Source organism: Psychrobacter urativorans, from assembly GCF_904846695.1.
Classification (GTDB): domain Bacteria; phylum Pseudomonadota; class Gammaproteobacteria; order Pseudomonadales; family Moraxellaceae; genus Psychrobacter; species Psychrobacter urativorans.
The window spans coordinates 25,648-41,151 of sequence record NZ_CAJHBR010000008.1 but is presented as its reverse complement, the minus strand read 5'-3'; the positions used below and the strand labels follow the sequence as shown (position 1 = coordinate 41,151).

At 42.4% G+C, this 15,504-nt stretch carries 16 protein-coding genes; 1 reads left to right on the top strand and 15 read right to left on the bottom strand.

Translation table 11 applies throughout. The annotated features are described in order from the left end of the window. Window positions 1–35: 35 nt before the first annotated feature. The 4 genes from rplS to rpsP all read right to left on the bottom strand — a co-directional run bounded on the left by rplS (window position 36) and on the right by rpsP (window position 2,485). A complete protein-coding gene (gene rplS / locus JMY09_RS07145; RefSeq protein ID WP_201622910.1) occupies window positions 36–461 on the bottom strand; it encodes a 50S ribosomal protein L19 in 426 nt (141 codons plus the stop codon). 162 nt (window positions 462–623) lie between these two features. Continuing rightward, on the bottom strand, window positions 624–1,394 hold the full coding sequence (gene trmD, locus JMY09_RS07140; protein ID WP_201622909.1) for a tRNA (guanosine(37)-N1)-methyltransferase TrmD: 771 nt from the start codon (window positions 1,392–1,394) through the stop codon (window positions 624–626). A gap of 95 nt (window positions 1,395–1,489) precedes the next feature. Next, window positions 1,490–2,023 carry a ribosome maturation factor RimM gene (gene rimM, locus JMY09_RS07135; protein WP_201622908.1) on the bottom strand — a complete coding sequence of 178 codons (534 nt, stop codon included), beginning with the start codon at window positions 2,021–2,023 and terminating at the stop codon, window positions 1,490–1,492. A 195-nt stretch (window positions 2,024–2,218) separates the two neighbouring features. Beyond that, window positions 2,219–2,485 carry a 30S ribosomal protein S16 gene (rpsP, locus tag JMY09_RS07130; RefSeq protein ID WP_201622907.1) on the bottom strand — a complete coding sequence of 89 codons (267 nt, stop codon included), beginning with the start codon at window positions 2,483–2,485 and terminating at the stop codon, window positions 2,219–2,221. Window positions 2,486–2,737: 252 nt separating this feature from the next. On the opposite strand from rpsP, the gene JMY09_RS07125 reads away from it, so the two are divergent. Continuing rightward, window positions 2,738–4,204, top strand: coding sequence for an ATP-binding protein (locus JMY09_RS07125; protein ID WP_201622906.1), 1,467 nt, complete (start codon window positions 2,738–2,740; stop codon window positions 4,202–4,204). 10 nt (window positions 4,205–4,214) lie between these two features. Here the strand turns inward: JMY09_RS07125 and JMY09_RS07120 are convergent, their stop codons facing one another. From JMY09_RS07120 to atpB, 11 genes are all read right to left on the bottom strand, one after another. After that, window positions 4,215–4,394, bottom strand: coding sequence for a hypothetical protein (locus JMY09_RS07120; protein WP_201622905.1), 180 nt, complete (start codon window positions 4,392–4,394; stop codon window positions 4,215–4,217). 266 nt (window positions 4,395–4,660) lie between these two features. After that, a complete protein-coding gene (locus tag JMY09_RS07115) occupies window positions 4,661–6,346 on the bottom strand; it encodes an ATP-binding protein (protein WP_201622904.1) in 1,686 nt (561 codons plus the stop codon). A 221-nt stretch (window positions 6,347–6,567) separates the two neighbouring features. Next, window positions 6,568–7,284, bottom strand: coding sequence for a response regulator (locus JMY09_RS07110; protein ID WP_201622903.1), 717 nt, complete (start codon window positions 7,282–7,284; stop codon window positions 6,568–6,570). Between the two features lie 535 nt (window positions 7,285–7,819). Next, window positions 7,820–8,236: a F0F1 ATP synthase subunit epsilon gene (locus JMY09_RS07105; protein WP_201622902.1), complete on the bottom strand. Its 417-nt coding sequence runs from the start codon at window positions 8,234–8,236 to the stop codon at window positions 7,820–7,822. A 163-nt stretch (window positions 8,237–8,399) separates the two neighbouring features. Further along, window positions 8,400–9,833 (bottom strand): F0F1 ATP synthase subunit beta, encoded by a 1,434-nt coding sequence (gene atpD / locus JMY09_RS07100; protein WP_201622901.1) that lies wholly within the window; start codon window positions 9,831–9,833, stop codon window positions 8,400–8,402. 62 nt (window positions 9,834–9,895) lie between these two features. Next, window positions 9,896–10,777: a F0F1 ATP synthase subunit gamma gene (gene atpG / locus JMY09_RS07095; protein WP_201622900.1), complete on the bottom strand. Its 882-nt coding sequence runs from the start codon at window positions 10,775–10,777 to the stop codon at window positions 9,896–9,898. A gap of 244 nt (window positions 10,778–11,021) precedes the next feature. Further along, window positions 11,022–12,566, bottom strand: a complete 1,545-nt coding sequence (atpA, locus tag JMY09_RS07090) for a F0F1 ATP synthase subunit alpha (RefSeq protein WP_201622899.1) — start codon at window positions 12,564–12,566, stop codon at window positions 11,022–11,024. A 96-nt stretch (window positions 12,567–12,662) separates the two neighbouring features. Further along, the gene (locus JMY09_RS07085; protein ID WP_201622898.1) at window positions 12,663–13,295 is read right to left on the bottom strand and encodes a F0F1 ATP synthase subunit delta; all 633 of its coding nucleotides are present in this window, start codon (window positions 13,293–13,295) and stop codon (window positions 12,663–12,665) included. Window positions 13,296–13,308: 13 nt separating this feature from the next. Beyond that, window positions 13,309–13,779, bottom strand: coding sequence for a F0F1 ATP synthase subunit B (locus JMY09_RS07080; protein ID WP_201622897.1), 471 nt, complete (start codon window positions 13,777–13,779; stop codon window positions 13,309–13,311). A 131-nt stretch (window positions 13,780–13,910) separates the two neighbouring features. After that, complete coding sequence (atpE, locus tag JMY09_RS07075) at window positions 13,911–14,159, bottom strand: F0F1 ATP synthase subunit C (protein WP_010197960.1); 249 nt, start codon at window positions 14,157–14,159, stop codon at window positions 13,911–13,913. 33 nt (window positions 14,160–14,192) lie between these two features. After that, a complete protein-coding gene (gene atpB / locus JMY09_RS07070; RefSeq protein ID WP_201622896.1) occupies window positions 14,193–15,059 on the bottom strand; it encodes a F0F1 ATP synthase subunit A in 867 nt (288 codons plus the stop codon). Window positions 15,060–15,504 lie beyond the last annotated feature (445 nt).

Here is a 15,504-nt window from a genome sequence, read left to right as displayed (position 1 = left end):
ATGAAGCTGAAGTAACGGTAGTCTTAAATAAGTGCTTAGATACCTGGTGCAGTATCGGCTGGAACGTTAGCATCAGTCTTTTTCTGAGCGACTTTTTTAACTGGACGAGCGCCAAGTTTTTCACGGATACGTGCTGATTTACCAGAACGCTCACGTAAGTAGTACAGTTTCGCACGACGAACAGCGCCGCGACGTTTCACTTCAATGCTATCAACGATAGGTGAATGCAATTGGAAAGCACGCTCAACACCAACACCGCTCGAAATTTTACGAACAGTAAATGCTGAGTTTAGACCGCGGTTACGCTTAGCGATAACAACGCCTTCAAAGGCCTGTAAACGCTCACGATCGCCTTCACGTACTTTTACTTGAACCACGACAGTATCGCCTGGGCTGAAGCTTGGGTGCTCACGTAGTTGGGCATTTTCGATGACTTGAACTAATGGATGCTTGTTGCTCATGAGAGTTATCTCCTCACATTAGATAATAGAGGCTAAGCGCATATCACCTGTTTGTAATAATTAATTATATCTGTAATAAGATACAAGGTAAGGGTTATACAAACGGCCATTATGGTATGACCTGTTTTGTTATTGCGCAAAATTTTAACGATTAACTATTTTTTAACGGTTATTGCTGTCTGCTTTTGCTAAGGCTTTTAGCCACTTCGCTTGCTGAACATTGGGAGTAAACGCTTGCCATAAGTCTGGACGCCGCGCTTGCGTACGTTCAACTTGCTGACTAAAACGCCACTTGGCAATGTTGGCATGATGACCTGAAAGTAGCACTTCCGGGACAGCCATACCTGCAAACTCATGCGGCTTAGTATAGTGTGGGCAGTCAAGCAAGCCATCGACGAACGAGTCTTGCTCAGCTGATTGATCATCACCCATAGTATCTGGTAGACGACGAATCACACTATCCATTAGTACCATCGCTGGCAGCTCGCCACCAGTAAGCACATAATCACCAACTGACACTTCGCTATCAACATATTGTGCTAATAAGCGCTCATCTATGCCTTCGTAACGACCGCACAATATAATCATGCCGTCATACTCAGCCATATCGAGCACTTTACTCTCACTCAGCGTTTGCCCTTGTGGTGACATATAAATCACCGGACAATGCGCTTTGTCAATACGACAGCCATGTAAGCTAGCTCGCTGACGAGCATCATCAATAGCTTGCGCTAAAGGTTCAGCCATCATGACCATGCCAGGACCACCACCATAAGGACGTTCGTCAATACGGCGGTAGTTATCAGTAGTATAATCACGCGGGTTAATGCACTCTATAGTGACCTGATTCTGAGTCACTGCTCGCCCCGTAATACCAAAATCACGAATCGATGCAAACATCTCAGGAAAAATACTAATCACTGCAAAATACATCTTAGGCCCGCTTGTTTAACTACTCAGCTTAGTGTCATCACCTTAACTTGTTAGAGGTAAATGACGGCTACTCACACTGAACTAACAGTCTGTTATTAGTAGTCGCTTGGCCAATCTACAGTTACCGTTTTGCTAGTCTTATCGACTTGCACTACGGTTTGCTTATGCCAAGGTATCAGACGCTCTTCACCATCTATACTGTCTGAAGTAACGGCTACACGCATAATATCATGGGCACCCGTTTCAAACATTTCGGTGATATCACCTAGATACTCATCTTGCTCGTTTATGACTCGCATACCTACCAAATCTGACCAATAAAACTCATCAGCAGCAGTCTCTGGTAGTATATCTTGCTCAACCCAAACGGTAACTCCGTTCATAGTCTCAGCGACGTTACGGTCAGGAACTTGCTCAAACTGAGCAACGATCCCTGTACCTTGCTGACGCCAAGCTTTGACAGTCAACGGCTTCATACCAGTAGCGGTTTTCATCCACCACGGCTGCATGCCAAATATGTCTTCGCGATTATCAGTTTCACTAAATAACCATAACCAGCCTTTAATGCCGTAAGGCTTTTTGAGCTGGGCAATTTTCATGAGGGATTTAGCGTCTGGAGCAGATGACATAACAGCGAACCTAGCTTTGTATAAGCACTTATTAATGTGAACATCAACAGCCACTTAAAACAGCAATAAACAGTTAATGGCGTAGCCTGGTTAGACCAGTTACGCTATGTTTTAAAGCGGGCTAATAAAAATGAATGATTAAATAACTGACGCTGTTTAATCATTTACTTATCTAATTAGCCGATAAACTAATACTTAAGCTTTAGCTTCGGTAGTAGCTGCTTTGTTATAAGACTTTACTAAAGAAGCAACGCGATCTGAAGGTTGTGCACCTTTCTCGATCCAAGACTTGTACGCTTCCATGTTTACGCGTACTGCTTCTTCTGAATCTTTAGCTAGCGGATTAAAAAAGCCAATATTTTCGATGTAACGGCCATCACGCGCGCGGCGTTGATCTGCTACTACTACTTGATAAAATGGGCGTTTCTTGGCACCGCCCCGTGCTAAACGAATAACAACCATGTGAATTCTCTCTTTCGCAGGTATACCAAAAAGGGCGTAATTATAACATAGTATTTTATTATTAAACACCTAAACTAGGTTTATTTAATGCTTTTATAACCGTGACTTAACGCTAATCACTCTGACGAATGCCTGCCGATTCTTAGAGCTGGCGTTTGGTTAGTGAAAAGTCTAGTAGTGCCCATAGCACCTGAATAACTATTGCACTATACTTCATACATTATTACCTATTGTCCAGAGCCACAACTGCTTATGATATCTCCGAATCCACGCTCACGCCGTCAAGGCTGGTTTACTCGCTCCTATTCCAATAGTTGGAAAACCACGATGATGGTTACTTTTATTGTAATCATTAGCGTTAGCTTATCGATATGGTTTTTTTGGCGCAGTCTTTATTTACCAGAGCTCAAAAGCCATGCACGCTATTTGACTAGTGAGCTGCGTCTAATGAATAGTGTCAAACGTGACTGGCGAGATAATCCACAAATGCAGCAGTGGGTCTATCAGCACTCACATGTGGCAGTAGTGAATAACCCTAGCGACTTCCCAAAGGTGGAAGATAAAGCTTTTGTAGGCTTATTCACTGACGTGCTGCAACATGAGATTGGGGCTCAACTTGGGCGTCCTGTAGCAGTGTATTTTAAATTTAAACCTACTCCCCAGTTGTGGGTACAAGACAGTCGTGATACTAGCTTTTGGATTCGCGAGTCGGTGGTCTATTACTCACAGTACAGTCCAGTATTACTAATATTATTTTTGTTTGGCTTACCAATATTGACCTTATTGACTATCATTTTATTAGCGCGTCAGCTTAATCGTCCACTGCGTTACTTGCAGCGGGCAGCAAACAATTATATCCGTCTGGGTCATGCGACTACTTTGCCAACGAATAGTGGTCCTACTGAGATTCGGCAAGTAAACACCGCGTTTAATCGTCTGTTCACTACCCTTAACCAAGCACAAAAAGAGCGTACTATTATGCTCGCTGGAATTTCTCACGATCTGCGTACTCCTCTGACCCGCATGCGCCTAACTGCTGAGATGCTGCCGGATGACTTTTTCCGTGAAGGGCTTATTTATGATGTAGAGGACATGGATGCGATCTTAGAGCAGTTTATCTCATTTATGAAAGATGGCTCTGATGAACCAGTGCGCTTAACCAACTTAGACACTATATTTAAAGAGATTATGGTGCAGTTTGCGCCGATGAAGTTTATCTATCAGTCTGAATGTAATAACGCCGTTCCCGTACGCCCTTTATCAATCAAACGCCTGATCATCAACTTAGTTAACAACGCTAACCGTTATGGTAAGCCACCGATCTATTTATCGGCTAAGGTAGTACCCATTCTTAGCGAGGCTGAGCTGGAAGAAGATAGTGAGATAGGTGGAGAAAGCCAAGTGAATAAAGAGGCTAATGAGCAATTAGTGATTTGTGTACGTGACTGTGGTGAAGGCGTCGCAGAGGATCAGTTGGAGCGTATTATGCAGCCCTTTGAGCGCGGAGAGACAGCACGAACTACCCAAGGTAGCGGCTTAGGCTTGGCGATTGTTAGTCGTATTGCCCGCCTACATCATGGGAAAGTCGAAGCTATTAATCATCCTGATGGTGGCTTAGAGGTTTGTGTGCGTATTCCACTAATTTCTAAAGTTACTGGGGACGAAGCCTCAGCTGGTGACGCTAAAATTATTGCTGATAATACAATAGCAGGGCAATAAATACTGCTGGCTACTCTACTTTACCAACAGGCGGTGCGATATATGTGGCGCTATTGGTAAAAGCCAGTGGCTGTATTATCTCAGCTTCAACCAACTTTAGACTGTCAGTAACTGACGGCTGCGGTATAAATAAGTAGTAGGCTAAAGTGATAGCGTTTATTAATACTAAACCGCCAAATAGATAACGCATTGTTTGTGCTCCTGTATTTCAAACAGTAAGGCCCATCCCCTTCACTATCTTCAACTCATTAATAAGTTTGTTGATAACCAACTGCTGCCTAGCCAGCTATGTTTACATTCAGACTTATGCTTAGCTAAAAATTTATGCGAATGACAGGCTGCTAATACTGATAGCTGTTTTTACAGTACATAAAAACTCTGCGAGCTACTCTAACTGCTATTCTTTAGCCTCTACTATTTGGATCGAAAATTTGCATCGATACCTTGGATATAATATTAGCTATCAAAACTACGATTGCTTTGCTCTTGAGTGATTTGATCAGCAGAGATAGTTTGAGTCAAAGGTTTAATCGGCCAAGTCATGGCAAAGCGTGCGCCACCCAGCTCCGGGCTTTCGTCTACAGACATACTACCATTAAACCAAAAAGCAATGCGCGATACAATAGATAAGCCTAAACCATAGCCACCTGAAGCACGGGTTCGACTGTCATCTAAGCGTGAAAAAGGAATGAACACCTTTTCACGATCAGACTCTGCTATGCCATGACCATCATCTTCAACGATAACGAAAGCATCGCCTTTTTTTACCCCAGCACTGATAATGATAGTACTCTCTGCATAGCGTAATGCATTACCAGCTAGATTTTGAATGACTCGATGTAGATAGCGACGATCAGCAATGGCTGTCACTTTAGCATTAGGCGGATTACCGACGATTTTGATATCTTTACCTAACGCATTAGTCTCACGGACCACCTGCTCGATTAGCTCTTTAAGATTTACCGCTTCTAGATCTAGCTTAGGTGAGCCTTCTTCTAGCTTGGCATAAGTCAACATCTCATCAATCAAACCGTTCAGCGATTCAATATCTTCATCTATGAAATCGCGCTGCTTAAAACGTGATTCCTCATCCTCTGTATCAGCCAGCATATCAACCGCAAAACGAATACGAGCGACTGGCGTACGCAGCTCATGAGACACCGCCCGAGTTAACTCACGCTGTGATTCAATCAAACGCTTGATATGCGATGTCATAGCATTAAAAGTCGCTGACAAACGAGCGATTTCGTCTTGACCGATAACTTGTACTTGAATATCAAGATTGCCCTCGCTGACCTCATTAACCCCGACTTGGATTAATTGTAGCTTACGCTCGAGTGGGAAGATAAGGGCGTAGACGCCTAAACTGATTAAGAACATGCTAATCAGTACCATACTGATGATTAGATTTAGTGGAAACCAGTTAAATAAGGGTACTGGCCCCATCACTATCACCATATCGTTGATTTCAGAAGGCACAATTATTTTTATCGAAGAGCCACCTTGGTTGGAGCTAGTATCTTGAAACAATATCACTACTTCATCACGGCGTAATCGTGCCATTTGGTCACTGTCTAGACTTAAGCTATTAATACCTTTTAATTTTAATGGGAAAGCAAATTTTTCTGATAGTTGCGCTAGACGACTGCTTTTCGCTGATAGCGTCGAATAGTAGGACAAGTCGTCCAAAAGAAATACCGCCATAGCACGCACTTGCTGCTCAGTAACTTGTGAGATTCGCACTGTCAATACGCTTTTGCCATCTGGCAATCGATGGTAAACATCAGCATAAGTAGGCTGCGTAACATAGCGAACCACTGTTTCACCGTTGTCAAAACGGCGCAATTCACTAGAGCTGAAACCAACCTCTTTGATCGGCAGTATCTTAAACGTAGAGCCGAACAGACTGCTAGCATCAGATAACCAGTACTCACGCTGGGCCTCACTATCCTGATGACCAATGCCTTCACTTACTAAGTAAAACGCCCCAGTCGCCATGTTTTCACGGTAGGATTGCACCCGCTCTTTATTGATAGTATCCATCAATAACTGCGCAAATAAGGCTACGCATAGACAAACTATTAATAGTCCACCATAAATGCGTACGAAGATACTGTGTTTTAACGAGGAGACTAATGACATACGTGCCGTGACCAAACCGTTGAATGATGACTGAATAATAGGGGCTGAGCAAGAACTGCTAGCTAAAAGTAACTTATTGCACTGACTATAGCAGCTAATTAAACCATAGAACGCTATGCATAAGGTCAAAAAGTTAAAATTTATACCAAGAAAAACCAGCATTATGCTGGTTTTTCTAAATAACTGACTATGCTCAATCTACAATAAGTCTAAATGCAGACTTAGTTGCCTTCTTTGACGAAGAGATAGCCTTTGCTACGTACCGTTTTGATACGCTTTGGATTCTCAGGATCATCACCAATCTTTGGACGAATACGTGAGATACGTACATCAATTGAACGATCTTGTCCGTCATACTCGATACCACGTAGACGCTCAAAGATATCTTCACGCGATAAGATACGACCAGCATTAGAAGCCAACAACCATAATAAGTCATATTCGGCGCTAGTAAAATCAACTAACTCTTCACCAAGCATAACTGAACGACCACCATTATCAATGACCAGCTCGCCAAACTCTAAGCGTTGTGGCACATCTTCAGAAGGGGCGTTTTCAGAACGACGTAATAAAGCACGAATACGCGCTAACAATACGCGTGGTTGAGCAGGCTTAGCGACATAGTCATCAGCGCCCATCTCTAACCCTAATACTTGATCCATATCTTCGGTGCGGGCTGTCAACATCAAGATAGGGTTCTGATAGTGTGGACGTACTTCACGGCAAACTGTCAAGCCATCGCTACCTGGTAACATGACATCAAGTACTACTAAATCTGGCTGCTCGCTAACGATACGACGAATCGCGCGATTACCATCTGTTTCGATCGCTACTTCTAGGCCATTTTTTACCAAGTAATCTTGGGTTAACATGGCAAGACGCTCATCGTCCTCGACAATCAAAATTCGAGGGGTATTGTCGTCATCAGTTGCTGTCATTGCTATATCCTCTAGTACATCTGAGTTAAAAGTAATAAAATTAGAAATTAATAGCACCGTGAAGTGGCATAATTTATAAGTATTATAGTCATCTATTTATGTTTATTTGAGTTTTTCAGTTTTGTGGGCTTGCTTACTATACTAGCAAATCTACTACCATCTATACTATAGCTCATTGTCATTAACAAAACCTATAAACAATATGGGCTAAAACTTTAGTTAACGTCCGAAAATCATAAGTGTCCACTATTATAACTATTGCTTATGCACAGTTCTGCCCTGCTGAATGCATTTAGCTTAAGCTGGCCTGCTAGTAAGTCGCTTTAAGTCTACTGTTGATAAAGTTAGTAGTACCGTAATATAACTAAATATCACTGATATCGCTAGTGTCTTTTGGGATAAATAACTATTATTTATTAATACTTTGCAAAGGATGTATATATAGGGTAATAAGCCATAAAAAAACAGCCCACTATGGACTGTCGTTTATAAGATATTGTTATTAGCAGTAATAATCTAACGCTTACTGATTGTCTTAGCTTCGATTCTGATACTTACGTATAGTCTGTAGCTGAGCCACTGATTCTGCTAGTGAGGCTAATGCTGCGTTAGTTTGCAGAGTATCAGACTGATTAACTAGCATTTGCTCAGCTTTTCTACGAGCTTCAACGATTTTGCTCTCGTCCAGATTATGAGCACGCATAGCAGTATCAGCTAGGATAGTAACCATCTTTGGCTGTACTTCTAAAACCCCACCTGAAACGTAAATAACTTCTTCTTCGCCATTAGCTTTTTGTAAGCGCATTGCACCCGGTTTTAGCAAAGTAATTAGTGGCGTATGGCCTGGCAACACCCCAATCTCGCCTTCGCTACCGGTTGCGATTAGCATACTAATCTCCCCTGAATACAACTCTTCACGGGCACTTACTACACGACATTGTAACGTTGCCATACTTAATTCCTTATTGTAAAAGCAGTAGTTTCCAACAGCAGTTATTTTTATAGAATACTAAAAGCAGTAAAGCTATTATAGAAATAACTATTAAATTCATACGGCGTATGAGTGGATAAACTGGTTAAAGCTTATGCACTCACTAGCTCAGCAATTGATCTGCTTAGGCTGCAGTAGATTTCATTTTTTCTGCTTTTGCAACGACTTCATCAATACCACCAGCCATATAGAAGGCTTGCTCTGGTAAATCATCATATTCACCAGCGATAATTGCTTTAAAGCTAGCAATAGTATCGCGTAGTGGCACATATTTACCAGGTGCACCAGTGAAGATTTCAGCAACGTGGAAAGGCTGTGATAAGAAACGCTGAATCTTACGAGCACGATAAACGGTTAGTTTATCTTCTTCAGACAGCTCATCCATCCCTAGAATAGCGATGATGTCTTTTAGTTCTTTATAGCTCTGCAACACTTCTTGCACGCCGCGAGCAACATTATAATGCTCTTCGCCGATCACTTGTGGATCAAGCTGACGTGACGTTGAATCTAGTGGATCAACCGCAGGATAGATACCTTGTGAGGCAATATCACGGCTCAATACTACAGTGGCGTCTAAGTGAGCAAAAGTAGTAGCAGGTGATGGATCGGTCAAGTCATCTGCTGGTACATAAACCGCTTGTACTGAAGTGATTGAACCTGACTGCGTTGAAGTAATACGCTCTTGCAGCATACCCATCTCTTCAGCTAGAGTTGGCTGATAACCAACAGCTGATGGCATACGACCTAGTAGTGCTGATACTTCAGTACCGGCTAAGGTATAACGATAGATATTATCAACGAACAGTAGTACGTCACGACCTTTGCCAGTGGCAGGATCTTTAGTATCACGGAAGTATTCAGCCATCGTCAAACCAGATAAGGCAACACGTAAACGGTTACCCGGTGGCTCATTCATCTGACCATATACCATCGCTACTTTAGATTTGCTAAAGTCTTCGGTATTCACAACGCCCGCATCTTGCATTTCGTGATAGAAATCATTACCTTCACGAGTACGTTCGCCAACACCAGCAAATACTGATAGGCCTTCGTGCTTAAGAGCGATGTTGTTGATCAATTCCATCATGTTGACGGTTTTACCAACCCCAGCACCACCGAACAGACCAACTTTACCACCTTTAGCGAACGGGCAAAGTAGATCGATAACTTTAATACCAGTCTCTAACAGCTCAGTACTATTTGACTGTTCAGCATAGCTTGGTGCTTCACGGTGAATTGACCAGCGCTCATCAGCTATTACTGGACCTTCTTCATCGATAGGACGACCTAGGACATCCATGATACGACCTAAAGTACCGATACCAACAGGGACAGAAATAGGAGCGCCAGTGTTAGTAACTGGTAAGTTACGTTTTAGGCCTTCAGTTGAGCCCATAGCGATAGTACGTACAATACCATCACCTAACTGTTGCTGTACTTCTAAAGTGGTCTCGGTGCCGTCAACTTGCAAGGCATCATAAATCTGTGGAACTTCGTTACGGTTGAACTCAACGTCAAGAACCGCGCCAATAATCTGTACAATACGACCGCTACTCATTGCGTTCTCCTTTAACTTCTATATATGGGGGCTTCATAAAAACAATTATAGACAAACAGTAATTATGAAACAGCAGCAGCACCGCCAACGATTTCCGAGATTTCTCGAGTAATCGCCGCTTGACGCAGCTTGTTATAAACCAACTGTAAATCGTTAATTAAGTCACCAGCATTATCCGTTGCTGCTTTCATAGCAACCATACGGGAAGACTGCTCAGAGGCAATGTTTTCCATAACCGCTTGGTAGACGATAGATTCGATATAACGTCCTAGCAGATCGTCAATCAAGGTCTTGATGTCAGGCTCGTAGATATAATCCCAGCTCAACTCAGTCTGCATGCCACTTTCGTCATCACTAAAGGCACCTTCTGGTAGAGGTACTAACTGATTGACAGTCGGTTTCTGAGTCATCGCATTGATAAACTGGTTATATACTAAGTAGATACGATCTATCTTGCCATGATTATAGTCATCAAGCATCGCTTGCACTGGCGCATTTATCTGCTCAAAGGTTGGCTTATCACCATAATCAGTAACAGCAGAGGTGACTTTGCCACCGAAGCTTTTAAAAAAACTGACGCCTTTAGCACCGATAACAGCGTACTCAGCGGCTACCGATTGTTGCTGGTATTGCTGAATGCTTTTTGATAGCGCTTTAAATAAATTGATATTTAAACCACCCGCTAAACCTCGATCAGAGGTGATAACGATATAGCCCACTTTATTAACTGGGCGCGTTACCATATACGGATGTTTGTAGTCTGATGAGGCATGCACCAAATGTGAAATAACCCGGCGCATACTATCAGCATACGGGCGACCCACGCTCATGCGTTCTTGGGCACGGCGCATCTTACTCGCAGCCACCATTTGCATGGCACGAGTAATTTTTTGGGTGCTTTTAATACTGGTGACTTTGGCACGTATCTCTTTTAAGCTTGCCATAATGATTCCAATATAAGAGGGTTAAAAAAGCATTGGCACATGCTACAAGGTAGTAATAGAAAAAGTATTGTCTTGTGGCATTATGCAATCACGTGTCAGTAATGGCGGCTGATAGCGGCACTAATATCTGCGACTGCTGTTAAAGTAAAGTCTTAACAATATCCTATTGATATTATTCAGAGCTACTAATAACTTCGATATTAGGCCTCTATCACAGCGCCTTTAACCAACTTAACCCGTTAAATTAATAACTGTGGTTTTGTTTAAAAGTCTCAAGTGACGACTTTAAACGACCTGCAATATCATCATTATAATTTGCAGTGTCATCGATCTCTTTCATCAGCTCACATTGCTCATCATGCATATAACGCAAGTAGCTTTCTTCAAAAGAACCAATCTTCTCGACTGGAACGTCTGCTAAGAAGCCTTCGTTTGAGGCATAGATAACCGCAGCTTGCTCAGCGATAGACATTGGCTGATACTGTTTTTGTTTCATCAGTTCAGTCACACGTTCACCATGATCCAACTGTTCACGAGTCGCATCATCAAGGTCAGAGGCGAACTGAGCAAATGCTGCCAATTCACGATACTGAGCTAGGGCAGTACGAATACCACCAGAGAGCTTTTTGATAATCTTAGTTTGCGCCGCACCACCAACTCGCGATACCGAAATACCAGCGTTCACTGCTGGACGGATACCTGAGTTAAATAGGCTTGATTCTAAGAAGATCTGACCATCAGTAATTGAAATTACGTTAGTCGGTACGAATGCTGAAACGTCACCAGCTTGGGTTTCAATAATCGGTAAGGCGGTTAAAGAACCAGTTTTACCAACAACTTCACCATTAGTGAACTTTTCTACATACGCCGCGTTTACGCGTGATGCACGCTCTAATAGACGTGAATGGAGATAGAATACATCACCAGGATAAGCTTCACGACCTGGCGGACGACGTAACAACAGCGATATCTGACGATAAGCAACTGCCTGTTTTGATAAATCATCAAAAACAATCAATGCATCTTCGCCACGGTCACGGAAGTATTCACCCATCGTACAACCTGAGTACGGTGCAATGTACTGCAGTGCTGCTGGCTCTGATGCTGAAGCAACTACTACTGTAGTATATTCAAGGGCACCAGTTTGCTCAAGTTTGCGTACCACGTTGGCGATAGTAGAGCGTTTTTGACCAATGGCCACATACACACACTTAATGCCAGATGATTTTTGCGCAATGATCGCATCGATAGCCATTGCCGTTTTACCGGTTTGGCGGTCACCAATGATAAGCTCACGCTGACCACGACCGATTGGGATCATAGTATCAACGGCTTTATAACCCGTCATTACAGGTTGATCTACTGACTGACGATCAATAACGCCTGGAGCAATCTTTTCGACTTTGTCAGTCATTTTGGCATTGATAGGACCTTTGCCATCAATAGGATTACCTAAAGCATCAACAACACGGCCTAATAGCTCAGGACCTACGGGTACTTCAAGAATACGACCAGTACAATATGCTTTTTGGCCTTCTTGTAATTTTAAGAAGTCGCCCAATACTACTGCACCAACAGAATCACGCTCTAAGTTCAGCGCCATTCCATAGATTTCGCCTTCAAATTCAATCATTTCGCCGTACATAGCGTCTTCAAGACCATGAATCTGCACGATACCGTCAGATACTTTGACAATCGTGCCTTCATTCTTTGCAGTTGCACCCGCATCAAGGTCTTGAATACGCTGCTTGATCAGACTACTGATTTCCGCTGGATTCAATTGTTGCATTGCCTGGTTTCCTTTAATTTATGATACCGCCCACTGACTCAAACACTCTCACTAGCACACCCTACTCATTCAGTAGGGTATTATCTATCAGTAGTATTAGGCCGTTAGCTGTGTTTTTAACTGTTTTAACTTACCGCGCATTGAATCATCGATGACTTTGTCACCGACTTTTATAGTAGCGCCTGCTAAAAGACTAGAATCAACTGTTTCGTGAATCACTACACTGGCATTAAGCGAGGCAGCAAGACGTGTTTGTAACATCTCACGCTGCTCGTCAGTCAATGGATAGGCGGTAGTCACGTAAGCATCAAGCTGCTTCAGACTTATCGCTTTATGACGACGATAATGCTTATAAACTTCAGGTAGCAGGGCCAAACGTTCTTGCTCTGCTAGCTGGTTTACAAAGTTATTAAGCGCAGTTGATACTTTTGGATAGCTGACACTACTGTTATGAATCTGCTCACTGCGACCATGGGTAGCACCCAATAGTTGCTTAAAGGCAGAATCACTAGCACTAGCTACTTGCGTATCATAAAGATCAGTCAGAGCGGCTGACTTATGCTCAGCAGAAACAGCTGGATTGTCTAGCAAGGTGTGAAAAGATTTATCATTGACAATCGTACTGGCAACGAATAAAAAATCTTCCCACTCGTTTACTATCCCGTTCTCATTGGCATAGTCAAACGCGGCTTTCGCGTAGGGTCGTGCTAAGGTTGATAAGTCAGCCATTATATCCTCACAATTACAGCTTCGCCGCCAGCTGATTTAACATGCTGGCATGTTTTTGCACATCGACTCTATCTTGCAAAATCTTCTCAGCACCAAGGACTGCAAGTTCTGCAACTTGGGCACGTAATGATTCACGCGCTTGATTGATTTCCTGATCGATTGCCGCTTGTGCTTGTTGACGAATACGCTCGCCTTCTACTTGTGCTTGCGACTTGGCATCTTCAATGAGTTGATTAGCACTCTTGTTCGCTTGCTCAATTAAGGCAGCAGCTTTAGTCTTAGCCAGATTAAGCTCCTGCTGTACATCTTGCTCCGCGGTGGCCAAATCTGCTTTTGCTTTTTCTGCGGCATCTAAGCCTTCAGCGATTTTGCGCTGACGGTCATTGATAGCACCGATAAGTGGTGGCCACACGAACTTCATGCAGAACATCACAAAGATTGCAAAAGCAATGGCTTGACCGATGAGGGTAGAATTGATATTCACGTGATCACCTCTTTGTTAATGAAAAATCAGTTTCATTGACCATGTTTGATAGTCAAAATTTGACTAAATTTATTGGTAACAATCTTTTAGAAAAACCTTGAAAATCAAACATTTACAACTGAGCTTTCTGATTAACCTGCTAGAGGGTTCGCGAACAACAATAGCATAGCAATACCAACACCGATCATCGGGATAGCATCAAGTAGACCTGCCACGATGAACATACGAGTTTGCAATTGTGAACCAAGCTCTGGTTGACGTGCAACGCCTTCTAGGAATTTGCCACCTAAGATTGCAAAGCCAATGCCTGTACCTAGTGCACCTAAACCGATAAGTAGTGCTACTGCGATAACTGTGTAACCACCTAATACTGGATCCATGGATGTATCCTCATTTACCTATTGAATGTCTAATTAATGTTCAGTTGATGATGCAAGTGACATATAAACTATAGTCAGCATCATAAATACGAACGCTTGGAGGGTAATAATTAAGATGTGGAAAATAGCCCACGGTACTGACAACGCCCACTGAATCCAAAATGGCATTAGGGCAATCAGTATGAAAATCAACTCACCAGCATACATGTTACCGAATAGTCGTAAACCTAAAGAAATAGGCTTAGCTATTAGAGTAACAAACTCTAAGATAAAGTTGATGGGTATTAAAATAATTTGTATGATAGGGTTTTTAGCGCTAAACGGATGCAGCGTTAGCTCGCCAATAAAGCCGCCTAAACCTTTTTCTTTGATACTATAAAATAGAATCAATATAAAGACTGAAAAGGACATACCAAGGGTGATATTAGGATCAGTGGTTGGTACAATCTTAAAGAACACATGATGCGGATCATGTCCCATCATGGCGCCGATTTGTCCAGCAATCATAGGAATAAAATCAACGGGTAGTAAATCCATCAAGTTCATTAAGAAAATCCACACAAAGATAGTTAACGCCAAAGGCGCTACTAGCTTTGAGGTACCACTATAAGAGTCGCGAACGTTGTTATCAACGAACTCAACGATCATCTCAACAGCGGCTTGTAGTTTACCCGGCACACCTGAAGTGACTTTTCTAGCAACCATCCAAAAGATAGCGCAGAAAACAATACCTAAACCAATTGACCAAAGCATAGAATCAAGGTGGATAGCTTTAAAGCCCATTGCACTTGCTTCTTCAGCAGTGTAGGCAACTTTCCAACCTTCGCCCGGCAGATAGCCGTACGTCCAGTTCGTTAAGTGGTGAGAGATATATTCTGTTGTTGTTTGCTCGCCTGCCATAATATAAGCTTCTTATTAATCAACGATTTACTCAACTACCAAAAATATGATTGTCATCTGATGAGACTTAAGTACGAATATTTACTGCGCTGATATAGCCCATAAACAAACCCTACTTTAGCATCCCAATAATCAATAACAGCCACCCTATTTTAACTTGTACTCTGCATGCAAATGCTTGTTTTCATTAGCTTTTCATAAAACGTAGCTATAAAAAAAGGGCTTATGAGTAATAACTACTAGCCCTTAGTATTCACATATAAATATATTATATGTTCGTCTGCCTGTATCCATTCGGCGAGACTGTCGCTCAATTAAGTACGGTTGAGCAAAACAATTAGTTGTGTATATTAATGCAGCGTTGTATTCGTGTAAAGGCAATTATTCGTTTTTTATCCACTATATGACTAACTTAATGGCTAACAGCTTTGCTAGCATGGCTTTA

What these genes read in the sequence shown, in the direction of transcription:
- rplS (WP_201622910.1), bottom strand. Translation starts at nt 461, where the DNA reads ATGAGCAACAAGCATCCATTAGTTCAAGTCATCGAAAATGCCCAACTA.
- trmD (WP_201622909.1), bottom strand. Translation starts at nt 1,394, where the DNA reads ATGTATTTTGCAGTGATTAGTATTTTTCCTGAGATGTTTGCATCGATT.
- rimM (WP_201622908.1), bottom strand. Translation starts at nt 2,023, where the DNA reads ATGTCATCTGCTCCAGACGCTAAATCCCTCATGAAAATTGCCCAGCTC.
- rpsP (WP_201622907.1), bottom strand. Translation starts at nt 2,485, where the DNA reads ATGGTTGTTATTCGTTTAGCACGGGGCGGTGCCAAGAAACGCCCATTT.
- JMY09_RS07125 (WP_201622906.1), top strand. Translation starts at nt 2,738, where the DNA reads ATGATATCTCCGAATCCACGCTCACGCCGTCAAGGCTGGTTTACTCGC.
- JMY09_RS07120 (WP_201622905.1), bottom strand. Translation starts at nt 4,394, where the DNA reads ATGCGTTATCTATTTGGCGGTTTAGTATTAATAAACGCTATCACTTTA.
- JMY09_RS07115 (WP_201622904.1), bottom strand. Translation starts at nt 6,346, where the DNA reads ATGTCATTAGTCTCCTCGTTAAAACACAGTATCTTCGTACGCATTTAT.
- JMY09_RS07110 (WP_201622903.1), bottom strand. Translation starts at nt 7,284, where the DNA reads ATGACAGCAACTGATGACGACAATACCCCTCGAATTTTGATTGTCGAG.
- JMY09_RS07105 (WP_201622902.1), bottom strand. Translation starts at nt 8,236, where the DNA reads ATGGCAACGTTACAATGTCGTGTAGTAAGTGCCCGTGAAGAGTTGTAT.
- atpD (WP_201622901.1), bottom strand. Translation starts at nt 9,833, where the DNA reads ATGAGTAGCGGTCGTATTGTACAGATTATTGGCGCGGTTCTTGACGTT.
- atpG (WP_201622900.1), bottom strand. Translation starts at nt 10,777, where the DNA reads ATGGCAAGCTTAAAAGAGATACGTGCCAAAGTCACCAGTATTAAAAGC.
- atpA (WP_201622899.1), bottom strand. Translation starts at nt 12,566, where the DNA reads ATGCAACAATTGAATCCAGCGGAAATCAGTAGTCTGATCAAGCAGCGT.
- JMY09_RS07085 (WP_201622898.1), bottom strand. Translation starts at nt 13,295, where the DNA reads ATGGCTGACTTATCAACCTTAGCACGACCCTACGCGAAAGCCGCGTTT.
- atpE (WP_010197960.1), bottom strand. Translation starts at nt 14,159, where the DNA reads ATGGATCCAGTATTAGGTGGTTACACAGTTATCGCAGTAGCACTACTT.
- atpB (WP_201622896.1), bottom strand. Translation starts at nt 15,059, where the DNA reads ATGGCAGGCGAGCAAACAACAACAGAATATATCTCTCACCACTTAACG.